Source organism: Chitinophaga sp. SVR4-12A (assembly GCF_056754765.1).
The window spans coordinates 65,293-79,337 of sequence record NZ_JBPGWP010000001.1 but is presented as its reverse complement, the minus strand read 5'-3'; the positions used below and the strand labels follow the sequence as shown (position 1 = coordinate 79,337).

At 52.1% G+C, this 14,045-nt stretch carries 9 protein-coding genes; 1 reads left to right on the top strand and 8 read right to left on the bottom strand.

Translation table 11 applies throughout. The features are described 5' to 3' along the window. Positions 1-30: 30 nt before the first annotated feature. The gene (locus ACR9Y8_RS00360) at positions 31-1,731 is read left to right on the top strand and encodes a cellulase family glycosylhydrolase (RefSeq protein ID WP_481211230.1); all 1,701 of its coding nucleotides are present in this window, start codon (positions 31-33) and stop codon (positions 1,729-1,731) included. A gap of 117 nt (positions 1,732-1,848) precedes the next feature. Here ACR9Y8_RS00360 and ACR9Y8_RS00355 read toward each other — a convergent pair whose 3' ends face one another. The 8 genes from ACR9Y8_RS00355 to ACR9Y8_RS00320 form a co-directional block, all read right to left on the bottom strand. Beyond that, the gene (locus tag ACR9Y8_RS00355) at positions 1,849-3,666 is read right to left on the bottom strand and encodes a RagB/SusD family nutrient uptake outer membrane protein (protein ID WP_481211229.1); all 1,818 of its coding nucleotides are present in this window, start codon (positions 3,664-3,666) and stop codon (positions 1,849-1,851) included. Between the two features lie 25 nt (positions 3,667-3,691). Then, complete coding sequence (locus ACR9Y8_RS00350) at positions 3,692-6,880, bottom strand: SusC/RagA family TonB-linked outer membrane protein (protein WP_481211228.1); 3,189 nt, start codon at positions 6,878-6,880, stop codon at positions 3,692-3,694. Between the two features lie 292 nt (positions 6,881-7,172). Then, positions 7,173-7,748: a nucleotidyltransferase family protein gene (locus ACR9Y8_RS00345; protein ID WP_481211227.1), complete on the bottom strand. Its 576-nt coding sequence runs from the start codon at positions 7,746-7,748 to the stop codon at positions 7,173-7,175. Positions 7,749-7,855: 107 nt separating this feature from the next. Beyond that, the gene (locus tag ACR9Y8_RS00340) at positions 7,856-8,989 is read right to left on the bottom strand and encodes an XdhC family protein (protein ID WP_481211226.1); all 1,134 of its coding nucleotides are present in this window, start codon (positions 8,987-8,989) and stop codon (positions 7,856-7,858) included. 267 nt (positions 8,990-9,256) lie between these two features. Further along, positions 9,257-11,392 carry a xanthine dehydrogenase family protein molybdopterin-binding subunit gene (locus tag ACR9Y8_RS00335; RefSeq protein ID WP_481211225.1) on the bottom strand — a complete coding sequence of 712 codons (2,136 nt, stop codon included), beginning with the start codon at positions 11,390-11,392 and terminating at the stop codon, positions 9,257-9,259. Between the two features lie 11 nt (positions 11,393-11,403). Further along, positions 11,404-11,868, bottom strand: coding sequence for a (2Fe-2S)-binding protein (locus ACR9Y8_RS00330; RefSeq protein ID WP_481211224.1), 465 nt, complete (start codon positions 11,866-11,868; stop codon positions 11,404-11,406). Positions 11,869-11,991: 123 nt separating this feature from the next. Further along, positions 11,992-13,137: an MFS transporter gene (locus tag ACR9Y8_RS00325; RefSeq protein WP_481211223.1), complete on the bottom strand. Its 1,146-nt coding sequence runs from the start codon at positions 13,135-13,137 to the stop codon at positions 11,992-11,994. 6 nt (positions 13,138-13,143) lie between these two features. Next, positions 13,144-13,884: an SDR family NAD(P)-dependent oxidoreductase gene (locus tag ACR9Y8_RS00320; protein ID WP_481211222.1), complete on the bottom strand. Its 741-nt coding sequence runs from the start codon at positions 13,882-13,884 to the stop codon at positions 13,144-13,146. Positions 13,885-14,045 lie beyond the last annotated feature (161 nt).

Sequence of the window (14,045 nt, the reverse complement as noted above, 5' to 3'; positions counted from 1 at the left end):
GTCATCAATACTCATCAAAACCCAATTTATATGCGAAAAATCCACAAACTCATCTATCTGCTGAGTCTTTCCCTCTTTACCAGCGCAGCATTTGCGCAAACGCCCGTAGCCAGGAACGGACAGCTCCAGGTGATTGGCCTGAAACTCTGTAACCAATACGGCAACCCTATCCAGCTGCGTGGCATGAGCACCCACGGCATCCAATGGTATGGCTGGGGAAGCTGCTTAACAGAAGCTTCCCTGGATGCCCTGGCCTACGACTGGGGTGCAGACATCCTTCGTATCTCGCTGTACGTACAGGAAGACGGTTATGAAACCGATCCTGCCGGTTTTACCGCACAGGTGAACCGCCTGGTAGAAGAAGCCACAGAACGCGGCATGTACGCGCTGATCGACTGGCACCAGCTGGATCCCGGAGATCCGAACTATAACCTGAGCCGCGCACGCACCTTCTTCACAGCGGTGGCCAACGCGCACAAAGACAAAGTGAACGTGATCTACGATATCTGCAACGAGCCTAACGGCGTGAGCTGGAACCAGATCAAATCCTATGCAGACCAGATCATACCCGTGATCCGCGCCATTGACGGCAATGCGCCCATCTTCATCGGCACCCATGGCTGGTCTTCCTTCGGCGTATCTGATGGCCGTACTGCGCAGGACATCCTGAACAACCCGGTCAACTTCCCTAACATCATGTACACTTTCCACTTTTACGCCAAATCCCATCAGCAGGAATACTACGACCAGCTGAACTGGGCTTCCGACCGCCTGCCCGTGTTCGTTACTGAATTTGGCACACAGGAGTATACCGGCAATGGTCCAAACGATTTCACCTTCTCCCAGAAATACATCGACCTGCTGCGTACAAAGAAGATCGGCTGGACCAACTGGAATTATTCTGACGATTTCCGCACCGGCGCCGTGTGGACCACCGGTACCTGCTCTAACGGTCCGTGGACCACTGCCCGCCTGAAACCTGCAGGCGCCTGGATCCGTGAAAGGATGCTCACCCCGGCCGATGATTTCCCGGGTGGCACACCTGCCTGCAACCCCGTAAGCGCCAGCTCAGATGACGGCAATGTACCCGCCAATGTGCTGGACAACGACCTGAACACCCGCTGGTCTGCCAATGGCGACGGCCAATGGATCCAGTTCTGCCTCAATAGCTCCGTCAGCGTTACCGGTGTAGACATCGCCTTCTACCAGGGTAATACCCGGACCGCCCGTTTTGACGTACAGGTAAGCGCCGACGGCAGCGCCTGGACCAACGCCGCTACCAACCTGCAAAGCAATGGTACCAGCACGGCGCTGCAAACCTTTAACTTCACTCCCAGAACAGGTAAGTATGTGCGCATCATTGGCCACGGCAATTCCGTGAACCTTTGGAACAGCTATACAGAAGTAAGGATTAGAACCGCCGTGCCCATTGCCGCTAACAGCACATCCGTACTGAGCGCTAAAACAGCTGCACAGCCGCTGCAGATCAACGCCTATCCCAACCCCTTCCAGGGCAACCTGAGCGTAAACTTTAAGCTGAAAGAAGCCAGCTTTACCACATTGGGTATCTATGATATGTCTGGTAAACTGGTGAGCCGCCAGATCAGCGAGCGCTTACAGGCAGGCAGCCATAACAGGACGCTGGAAGTAGCGAATCTTCCTGTTGGCACCTACCTGCTGAAAGTGATCCATAACGGCCAGGTAAGTACGAAGAAACTGTCTAAACAATAATTATACCCTGAACGCGGAACTTGTTCAAATTAAGTTGACAGTTATCAGTTGACAGTTGTCAGTAAATAGTCTTTCCTTCAATCACTGTCAACTGTCAACTGATAACTGTCAACTATTTTAATACCCCGGGTTCTGCTCTGCCGCCCGCTCCGCTTCTGTCAAAGGCACGCCGTTCCTGAACAGCCTATCTATATGCTGCTGCGGAATAGGCCGCAGTTTATGATAAGGCTGGATAGCGCCTGCAGATGGATTATACAATTTAGTACGCTCGACAAGGCTTTCTGTACGCGCCAGATCCATCCAGCGGTGAAACTCGCCCAACAGCTCACGGGTCCTTTCGTTGAGCATGAAATGGATGAAACGCTTTTCTTTTGAATTGGCAGATGGCGGATACAGCTCATGCTGATTATTGGCATCAAAGGCCGCTTCCGTTACCAGGATCAGGCTTTCTGTACTGCTCACATCTCCCTTTGTACCTCCTTCCGTTAACCAGTAGTGCACCGGTTTGACTTCGCCCGGTTTATAGGCGGCTCGCTTGCGCAAGGCATTGATGTACTCCAGCGCTTTTGCATAATTACCCTTACGCCCATACGCTTCTGCAGCGATCAGGTAAGTTTCTCCCAGCCTGGCATATACACCGTCGCGGCCACCAGTCTCTGTAGAAATATCCAGCCGCGTAGGGTCCAGGTGTTTCGTTAAGGTGAGAAAATCCTGCTTGTTGAATTTATTGCGCGGTATCCAGAGATAAGATTTCTTCGAGATCTCCGCATCCGTTACATGCTTGTGCAGGGTGAGGAAAACAGCCGTATCTCCCAGCTTGAACTTCGGCTGGCCAACCAGTGCAGCAGAAGGTGCATTGTCTGTGGTCCACTTGGGAATGGTGCTGGCATTATTGGACAGGTACACCGTACGGAAGCTCTTATAGAAACGGGAATCATTCTTCCTGTCAAAAATATCCAGGGTATAATCTGTCGGCATCAAACGGCGCCAGGGCCTGCCATAGGGAATATCACGCTGCATACCCGGTTTACCGTCGTACACCATCTGGTAGTACAGGTGGGTACGGTTGCCGGAACCGTTCAGCATAAAAGCGTTGTTGTTGAACTGCGCCGCCAGTATCACTTCTTTATTCTCCTGGTTATTGATATTCCAGAGATCAGAGAAATCATTCAGCAGCTGGTAAGGGCCATCCGTGATCACCAGGTTGGCCCAGTAAGCTGCGCTGTCCATATCCGTTACCTGCTGCCCGCGTTGTTCGGTCACGGCGCTGCCGCGGGTTAAATACACCTTGGCCAGGTAATGACGGGCCGCGCCCTTCGTAATACGGCCGTATTGCGATTGGGTGGCGGGCAGTGTAGACTCCGCAAAACGCAGATCACTGATAATGCTTTTATAGACTTCTGCCACCGGCGCACGCTCAAATTCAAGGCGTACCGTGATATCCCCGGTAAGTGTGAGCGGCACAGCGCCAAACTGCTGTACCAGCACAAAATAATAGAAGGCCCGCAGGAAACGCAGTTCTGCGATCCGCTGGTTCTTATTGGCCTCGTTGAAATAGAATTGTGGCCCTTCTATACCGGGAATGCGCTGGATTCCCATATTACAGGCGTTGATAGCACGGTAATAGGCTGTCCAAAGGTCATGGATATACGCTGCGGAAGATGGATTGAGCTGCGTTGTATAGTCATCAAAATATTTATTCTGACCATCTGCCGCCTGTGTGTATTCATCCACGCCATAGTTGAACAACGTAAAGCTCTGCTCTCCGTTGAACAGGTAGCGCATTTCGCTGTAGGCGCCGTCTACCAGGTCTTCTATCCCGGCTTCCGTATCATAGTAATCATAGGAGACCTGTGTCACCATTTCTTCATCCAGGTACTTGCTGCAGGAGCATAAGCAAAGGATGGCGAGGAATATATAGCATGTCTTTTGCATGATCTTGGTGTTTATGGGTTTGTGATCAGAAGCCTACGTTAATGCCAAATACAAAGCTTTTGTCGCTCAGGTTATTGTCGATCAACTGATCATTGATATTCGTTTGATAGTTGGCGGTGAACTCCGGGTCCAGGCCTTTGAAGTCGGTGATCAGCCAGGGATTGTAGGCAGTAGCATATACCCGCAGCTTCTGTACATGCAGTTTCGAAGTGAACTGCTTTGGCAGGTTATACGACAGCGACACGTTTCTCAGCTTCACGAAAGATGCTTTCTGGTAGAGATAAGATTCCGGGTAGTCGATCCGCTCCTGGTCCTGCCGCGGCCGGGGATACTGGTTGGAAGGATTGATCGGCGTCCAGTAATCCAGTTTCATTTCTGTGTAACGGCCTGCCAGCGAAGGGCGGTAATAACCGCTGGCCACCATCTGCCCGATACGGGCATAGAAGAAAAAGGAAAGCTCCACACCTTTATAGGCAAAGGTATTCACGATGCTGCCAGACCAGTCGGGCACATTATTGCCGATGATCACCCGGTCGCGCGCATCGATCACCTTATCATTGTTGATGTCCTGGATCTTTCCCTGCCCGGGCTTGCGGTTATATGCGGCGGCAGCATCCGCCTCATTGCTCTGCCAAACGCCAATGGGCTTCCAGTCGTAATACACCGTTACCGGGTGACCAATAAACCAGCGATTGGCCACGTCATCATTCTGTGCGCCATACAGCTCGGTGATCTCTTCCTTGTTCTTGGCAAATACCAGATCGGTATTCCAGCGGAAGCCGCCTGCGGTTTCAATATTCACGGTAGACAGGCTGATCTCCACCCCTTTGTTGCGGGTAGAGCCGATGTTCTCCTGTATGAAGCCGAAGCCTGAAACAGTAGGCACCTGGCGGTCCATGATCAGGTCGCGGGTGTTGGCCTGGTACACATCCACGGTACCGGATATACGGCCTTTGATCAGCGAGAAATCGATCCCTGCATTCAGCTGATGGGTAGCCTCCCATTTCAGGTCAGGATTTGGAATAAGATTGGGCAGGTATCCCCAGGCGGGATTGTCGCCCCACACGTAGCGGGTCTTTACCAGCCTGCCCTGTACAGTATATGGGTTAATGGCGGAGTTGCCGGTTTTACCGTAGCCTACCCGCAGCTTCAGTTCATCTAATCCGGCCAGGCCTTTCAGGAAAGGCTCTTCCTGCATTTTCCAGGCCAGTGCGAAGGAGGGAAAGAACTCCCACTTCTTGCCTGGCGCCAGTACAGAAGAGCCGTCAAAACGCCCGGAAACGGTCAGCAGGTAGCGGTTCATCAGCGTATAGTTCACGCGGCCCATGTAAGACATCAGCCTGCGGCGGGAGTAGTCGCTGCTAAAGGCATCCGGACCGCTGTTATTGGTAGAGCCCAGGTTATAGAACAGCTGCTTGTCGTAAGGCAGGTTGGATACCGTCATGCCGGAGGCTTCATAGCGTTCGTTCTGCAAGCTTTGCAGCAAGGTGAGGCCGATGCTGTGCGAACGGTTAATGGTCTTGTCATAATACAGCAGGTTTTCCAACACATAGGAGAAACGCTGGTTCTGATCGTAGATGGCCTGGGAGGTGCCCCTGTTGCGGTTCGTGCTCAGGGAACCATAGAACTGCCCGCGGCGGTAGTGCCGGAAATCCGGCCCGAAATTGACACGAAAACGCAATCCTTCCACCAGCTGAACTTCTCCGTAATAGCTGCCCATCACATGCGTAACGCGGCGTTCATCGATCACGTTTTCGATATTGAACAAGGGATTAAAGATGAGCGGATCACCCCCCGGCTGATATATGCGTGCGCCTGCATCGTCATAAGGCACGGCGATGGGCAATTGACCGATGGCATTGAAATACAGCGGCGCGCCATATTCCTGGTTAGACAGGCTGGCCATGGTAGAGCCGCCTACCCGGATGATCCGGCTGATATTATAGTCAATGCCCAGGCGAACATTATAACGCTCAAACGACTGTGTTTTCTGGATGCCGCTTTCGTTATAATAACCCAGGGAGGCAATCACCCTGATCTTCTCTGAACCGCCGGATACGCTCACCTGGTGGTCCTGTTTAAGACCGGTACGCAAGGCCAGGTCAGCCCAGTCGGTAGTACGTACTTTATTAGGATCATATACCGGCAGCGAATCAAAACTGCCCATGCCATAGGCGGCATAGCGCTGCTTTTCTTCTGCCGTAGCGGCACGGTATCGCGGTATCAGGGCCCCTTTATTCACCCATTCATAACCCTGCGCTACCGACTCCCACATATAAGGATCTGATTTGAAGAGATCATAATCCTGCACAGGATTTGGAAAAGGCGTAGTATAATCATCGGGTTTACTATTGTTACGATAGGCTTCGCGGCGCAGCTCGGCAAATTCTCCCCCGTTCATCATATCCATGGTGGTGAGGGGTTTTGAAAAACCTACATAGCCGTCGTAAGTAACGCTGGCTAAGCCAGCCTTGCCTTTTTTCAGCGTCACCAGGATCACGCCATTGGCGCCACGGGAACCATAGATGGCGGTGGCCGAGGCGTCTTTCAATATTTCGATGGAAGCGATATCGGAAGGATTGAAATCGTTGATGCTGGAGCTATCCGGCAGCGGAATCCCATCCAGCACTACCAGCGGATAGTTCGTAGCTTTCAGGGAGCGGTTACCACGGATACGGATCTGCGGGTTATCCCCCGGTCGGAAACTGCTGGCGGCCACATCCACCCCGGCGGCCCTTCCCTGCAGGGCCTGGGAGATGCTCTGCACCGGCACCTGTTTCAGCTGCTGCGCGCTGACGGAAGAAAGCGAGCCGGTCACATCGCTCTTTTTCCGGGTGCCATAACCTACTACGACCACTTCTTCAATGGCGGCAAGGTCTTGCGAAAGGACAATGTTGATGTTGGTGCGGCCATTAATGGCTTCTTCCCTCTTGGTATACCCGATGAAGGAGAACACCAGGGTGCCTTCGCCATTATTCACCGTCAGTTTGTAGTTCCCATCCCTGTCGGTAACCGTACCGTTGTTGGTGCCTTTCAGGGCCACGGTTACGCCCGGCAGTGGACTGTTGGTTTCGGCAGCGGTGACCTTGCCCGTGATCGTCAGGGGGGCCGGGTCTGCACCGGAGGCGCTCAGCCGTAAAGGGAACCATAAAAGACAAAGAAAAACTGCAGCATACGGGAAGCGGATCCCGATGCGGTTCGTGGATGTAAACATACATGTAGATTTTGGGTGTTCGCGGAATAAAGGGTATCGTAACGTGGAAAAAGCGATAACAAGTCTGAAAACTAAGGTTTGAGGTTTGAAGTTTGAGGTTTGAGGTTTGAAGTTTGAGGTTTGAGGTTCGTTAGAGGTTTAGAAGTTCAGAACAAGTGTGCCTCCCTGGTATACCTGTTCTGAACCTTCAACTTGCAACGAACCTCAAACCTCAAACTTCAAACCTCAAACTAAGTTAGCACTATGCCATAGTGCTAACAATGGAATATTGTACAGAAAGCTGGATAAATTGTCAGAGGGAATGATAGTCAGCGAGGGTGTCTATATCTACACTACCCAGGGGAAAAGGCACTGCCGCCACTTCCTGCTCATAGCGGTAAACCACTTTTTTAGCGCCCTCCTCTCCGTGCAGGGATAACAATGCGGGAAAGAAAGACTGATCAAAAAGGACCGGCACGCCCATCGTATTATCATAATAGCTGGCGATGATCCCTTTACCGGTATCGAGCTTCTGGCGTACCAGGTTGTTAAGATGTTCAGTATTTACATAAGGCTGATCGCAGACCATAAAAATGACTTCCGTCGCCTGGGGGGCTTTTTGCTGCAGGGCGCTGATGCCGGCGCGGATGGAAGAAGCCATGCCTTCCTCCCAGTGAGGGTTCTGCACGATGGATACCCGGTCGCTGGGGATCTCCGGTGAGATCACCATGGAGTGTGCGCCCAGTACCACGATCACGGGGGAGCAATTGGAAGCCAGCGCCATATCGATCGCATGCTGCAGCAAAGTTTTGCCTTTATAGTCCAGCTGCTGCTTGGGACAACCCATGCGGGTAGAAGCGCCGGCAGCAAGAATGATCAAGCCTGTCATTAAAATAGTTTGATGTTTGATGTTTGAGGTCTGAAGTTCGTTAAAGGTTAAGGGTCTCAGGCGTGTAGTTAGAAAATCGGCTATAAATCTCCAACTTCTAATGAACCTCAGACCTCAGACTTCAAACCTTTTGCATGAATAGGCGCCTGTTTATCCCGTAAGGGCGTACCGGCTGCACCGGCAAACACGGCCTGTATCTCTGAAAAAATAGAGAGTGCGATCTCTTCCGCCCCTTCCGCGCCTATATCAAGGCCGGTTGGCCCATATACTTTTTCCAGCTGCTCCTGCGTCACTTCCACGCCATTGCTGCGCAGCTCTTCCAGCATCCGGTCCAGCTTTTTCTTCGGCCCTAATGAACCGATATAAGGCAGCTGTAAAGGCAGCAATTGCTGCAGCATTGCCAGGTCGTACACGTAGTTATGTGTCATGAGGATGGCGGCGGTACGGGCATCTATCGTCACATTTTTCAGCGCCTGGTCCGCTTTGGAAACAATGATCCGGCTAGCCAGGGGAAAGCGCTGTAAAGTGGCATAGTTGCTACGGCCGTCCACCACGGTGCTATCCCATCCCAGCACGGCTGCCATGGCGGTAAGGGGGATGGCGTCGTTACCGGCTCCGAAGATCAGCAAGGAGGGCGGTGGTTTTAATACTTCTACAAAGGCGGTATACTGCTCATACTGGCGGGTGGAAGGTGCGGTGGTTTGCAGCGCTTCCTCCGCATCTGCCAGCATGGTTTCATACCAGGACGCCCCCTCGAAACCTTCGTGTTTCCGGGCGCCGTTTGCTGTTAACAAAAGTGAGGTACCCGGCTGTACCCCTTTTCTATCTCCCAGGGAGAAGAGGGTTACCAGCACGGCATTCTGCCTTTGTACCAGGCAGTCTTTCAGCAGCTGTACCGGGTGGTTCGGGTTGTCTGTAATGATCGGCTCTATCAGTATATGGATGATGCCATTACAGCCCAGGCCTACACCCAGCTTGGCGTCATCGTCGTCTGTAGTATCGTAGGTAACCAGCATGGATTGCCTGCGGAACATCACCTGCTGCGCTTTACGTAAAGCATCGCCTTCCAGGCAGCCGCCACTGATAGCGCCGGTGAGGGTGCCATCTTCCGTGATAAGCATACGTGCACCGGGGCGGCGGTAGGAAGATCCTTCCACCAGCACCACGGTAGCTAAAGCGGTTTGTTGTCCTTGCTGTTGGGCCTTGTCAAATGCGGCTACAATGTCTCGTATCTCTTTCATAAAATGCTATCGTTATCTATCAGCGTACACAACGACAAATGTAAGAATAATTAGTTGTCAGTTGGCAGTTGTCAGTTGACAGTCGTAAGTCGTCAGTCGTAAGTCGTAAGTCGTAAGTCGTCAGTTGTCGGATTTACGCGATACTTTTGCCTTGAGCCTGACCACTGACAACTGTCAACTGACAACTGTCAACTGACCACTGACAACTGACCACTGACAACTGACCACTGTCAACTTACGACTTACGACTTACGACTGTCAACTCCCTCACCCCTCCACCTTCTTCTCCATCGTAAACACGCCTCCCGTATTCATAAACGGCTGGGATCTCAATCTCCTCCCCGTAGCGGCAAAAATGGCATTTGCCACCGCCGCTGCTACCGGCGGCAGGCCCGGTTCTCCCAAACCTGTAGGTGCTTCATTATTACGAATAAACTGGATCTCTACCGGCGGAGCCTCCTGCATACGTATCAGGCGGTAGCGGTCATAATTAGATTGATCAGGTTTACCTTTGGTGAGCGTAAGCTCTCCATACATCGCATGTCCCAGGCCGTCTATCATCGCGCCTTCTACCTGGTTTTCCGCGCCGCTCATATTGATCACGGTACCGCAATCCACGGCGCAATAGATCTTGCTGATCTTCAATTGTCCGTTTACGTTAGTGATCTCCGCCACCTGCGCTACATAGGTCTTGAAGGAGAAATGCGCGCCAATGCCCTGGTAAACCCCTTCCGGTTTAGGTTTCCCCCACCCTGCCATGTCTGCTGCTTTTTTGATCACCGCAGCATAACGGTCAGGATCATAATCACATTTACCCACTGGCTTCGCCTTGGCCTGCTCCAGCAATTCCAGGCGGAAAGCTACCGGATCTTTACCTAGCTGGTGTGCGATATCGTCTATAAAAGATTCTTCTGCAAAAGCGATGTAATTGTGTATCGGCGCTCTCCACGGACCAGTAGTAACCGGGGATTTATAATCATGCACATCTACCTGCAGGTTCTCTACCGCACCGGCCGGGAAATTATTCTCCCTGGCAGTGCTGCCGGAAATTCCTACAGAATGATGATGCCAGGCGATCAGTTTATTATTGGCGTCTACCGCTGCCTTGTATTTGTACAAAGCCATGGGACGATAATAACCGCCGCTCATGTCGTCTTCCCTTCTCCAGAACACATTCACCGGTGCTTTCGCCAATTGCGAAATGGCAACGGCTTCTTCCACGAAATCTGTCATCAGCCTTCTTCCAAAGCCGCCGCCCATGCGGGTCATGCTTACTTTGATCTGCTCTTTGGGGATCTTGAACTTTTCAGCGATGGTGTTACGGGCTTTATCCGGCAACTGGATAGGACCATGCAGTTCTACCCCGTCTGCCTTTACATCCGCAAAGAAGTTCATCGGCTCCATGGTATTATGCGGAATGAAGGGACATTCGAAAGTAGCTTCGAATGTTCTGGCGGCTGATGCAAAGGCTTTTTTGATATTGCCGTCTTTTCTTTTTGGTTCCTCGGGGAGTCCCTCCAGGGCTTTATTGAAATTAGCTTTATAATCTGCGGTGCTTTCCAGGCTGCCGTTATCCTGCCATTCTGCTTTGATGGCCCGGGCGGCATGCATTACTTCCCAGGTGCTCCTGCCCAGTACCGCGATCTTGTTATCGAAAGACACTACATTGCTTACACCCGGCATTTTACGCGCTTCACTATCGTCAAAGCTTTTCAGGGTTTGTCCGAACGCCGGCGGACGAACCACCGTAGCATACAACATGCCTTCACGTTTGGTATCGATGCCGAATTTTTGTTTTCCCGTCACGATGGCCTTCAGGTCAACATTGGTAGTACGGGTACCGATGATCTTATAGGCATTGGGCGCTTTAAATTTCACGTCGGTGGGCACCGGCATGGTCGCTGCTTTTTCTACCAGTTCACCATAGCCGATCTTTTTACCGCTTTCTTTATGCAGCACCATCCCCCCTTCGGTGGTACAGGTAGCGGGATTCACTTTCCATTGCGCAGCGGCGGCGTTCACCAACATCTGGCGACCGGTAGCGCCGGCGGTGCGGAAAGGTTCCCAGCTTTCGCGTACAGAGCCGCTGCCTCCGGCTACCTGACGTTTGAATTTGTCGGTATCCAGGGGCGCCTGTTCAACGATCACACTTTTCCAGTCTACGTCCAGCTCTTCCGCTACGATCATGGGCAGGGAAGTTTTCACGCCCTGTCCTATTTCGGGGTTAGGCGCCATGATGGTCACCAAACCGTCGGTGCCTATTTTGATGAATGCGTTCAGGGTTTGCATTGCGCCTTCTGCCGCGCCATTACCTGCAGGGTTACACGAACTTAGCCATTCCAGGCCCAATACGAGACCGCCGCCTGCGGTGATACCGATCTTGAGAAAGTTGCGTCTGTTCATGGTGGATGTGCTCATGATTGACCTCCTTTCGCAGCCAGGTGAATGGCTTTTTTGATACGGTTATAGGTGCCGCAACGGCAGATGTTGCCAGACATCAGGTTGTCAATATCCTGGTCGCTGGGTTGCGGTTTGTCTTTCAATAACGCGGCCGCCGTCATGATCTGGCCTGCCTGGCAGTAACCGCATTGCGGTACGTCCATTTCTTCCCAGGCCAGCTGCAGCGGATGGTCTCCTTTTTCAGAGAGCCCTTCGATGGTCACTACTTTTTGTCCGTTCACCGATGACACCGGTATAGAGCAGGAACGAACCGGCGTGCCATCCAGGTGTACGGTACATGCGCCGCATTGCGCAATACCGCATCCGTACTTGGTGCCGGTTAAGCCGGCAAAGTCGCGGATCACCCATAACAGCGGCATCTGAGGATCCACATCTACTTTGAAGTCCTCATTGTTAATGGTTAAATTAAAGACAGCCATAAGCGGGTTGCTAATTGTGGTTAGATAATTCCGGTTTATAACGTGATCAAACCTTAGAAATATAACACAATATTCCGCTATGGCTGTCTTTTTTTGATGAACGGCCCGTATCAATTGATGATTTTACGACAAACGGTAAACCATTTTTGTCCTGGTACGTATCAGCACCAGGATCCATGCAATGATCACCAGGCCCATACTGGCCCAGGGCGTATGCTGAATGCCCAGGTGAGCGATTACCCATCCGCTGATCACCGCGCCCAATGTTAAGCCCAGGTTACCAAAGGAAACACCCAGGCTGTTGGCAAAATCTTCTGCGCCTTGTGCGGCCGACATGATCCAGCTCTGGCCCACCACAAAACAGGCCGTATGCACAAAGCCCCATACGGCGATCAGCATCACTGCCAGCGATGAAAAGCCCGTTACGATATGCAGCAGCGCATAAATAAGCGCTAAGGCTAACAGGCATCCCTGCAGGGTCATTACCACGCTTTTGCTCAGCAGGCGGCCTGCCACCCAGTTACCCGCCACACCGGCAAAGCCGAACAGCATCAGCATGGTGCTTACCTGGGCGCCGTTAAGGCCGTATACTTTTTCCATATAGCCGGCAAAGTAGCCATACATGGCAAACATCGCCGCCAGCAGCATGGTAACAGATATCGCGGTGATCAAAAAAGAAGGCCGCATGAGTATACGTAGCTGTTGCCCGTAGCTCGCTTTTGCTGTCACCGGCATAGCTGGTACAAAACACCAGATGCTGAGCAGAGCCAATACATTCACAATGCCTGCTACGATAAACGACGCCTGCCAGTTGAACACGCTGGCCATATACGTCGCAAAGGGCACGCCTACCACCGTGGCCAGGCTTACCCCGCCAAAGATCACCGCTGCCGCTTTATGCTCACCGCCTTTTTTAGCAGTGCTCATCGCTACGCCGATGGAGGTGGCAAAATATACCGGGTGCAGAAAGGCGGGCAGTATCCGCGCCAGTAGCTGCACTTCAAACACGCCAGCCAGGGCAGATAACGTATTCGACACTACGAAAACGGCCAGCGTCAGCAGCATTACTTTCTTACGGTCAAAGCCGGCGGAGAGTAATGTTACCCATGGCCCGCACAGGGCGATGATCAATGCAAAAGCACTCAGCAGGATGCCTGCTTTGTCGATGCTGATATGATAGTAGCGGGCCAGTTCCGGCAGGATGCCAATCACCCCGAACTCCGTGGTGATAATGCCGAAAACGCCAAAGGCGGCGATATATTTGATCATGATGGCTTAAGCGTTTGTGCCTCCGTCAATAGTTATTTCCGTGCCGGTAACAGAACGGCCTTCTTCGCTGGCCAGCAGGGCTACCATGGCGGCAATACCTGCAGGGTCGCCATATTCAGGGATAGCCATGTAGTTACGCTGGAAGTCGGAATGTGCGCCATCCGCCGGGTTCATATCGGTATTGGTAGCGCCGGGCTGTACCAGGTTAACGGTGATCTTTTTCTGGCCAAGGTCGCGCGCCAGGCCTTTGGTAAAGCCAACCAGGGCAGACTTGGTCATGGAATAAAGCGTCATACCGGGAGCATATACTCTTTCAGCGAGGTTGCTGCCGATGGTCACTATCCTGCCGCCTTCGGGCATGTAACGCAGCACCGCCTGGCTGGCCACATATACCGCTCTTACGTTTACGGCCACCAGCCTGTCAAAATCTGCCAGTACATGCTCTTCAAAAGGTTTGGCATCCCAGATGCCGGCGCTGTTAACGAGTATGTCTATACGGCCAAATGTGGCGGCAGTTTTATCTACAGCAGCAATCACCGCATCAGCGCTTTCATTGTCTGCAGCAATGGCCAGGCCTTTTACACCCGTGGCCTCTACGTCTTTTAATATGGCCTGCGCTTTTTCAGCAGAGCTTACATAAGTGAATGCCACATTCGCGCCTTCTGCGGCAAGACGTTTTACAATGGCAGCGCCAATTCCGCGGCTGCCGCCCGTTACCAGGGCTACTTTGTTTGTCAGACGTTTCATAGATTAATTTGAATGTTTGTATATATTAATGTTGAGAGCTGCTAGCTTTTAGCTGCTAGCTATTAGCTTTAGTATGTTAATAACACTACAATACCGGGTTGCTAAATGCTAAGAGCTAGCGGCTAGTAGCTGTTCCAGAACGCTCATTCCAATATTACTCC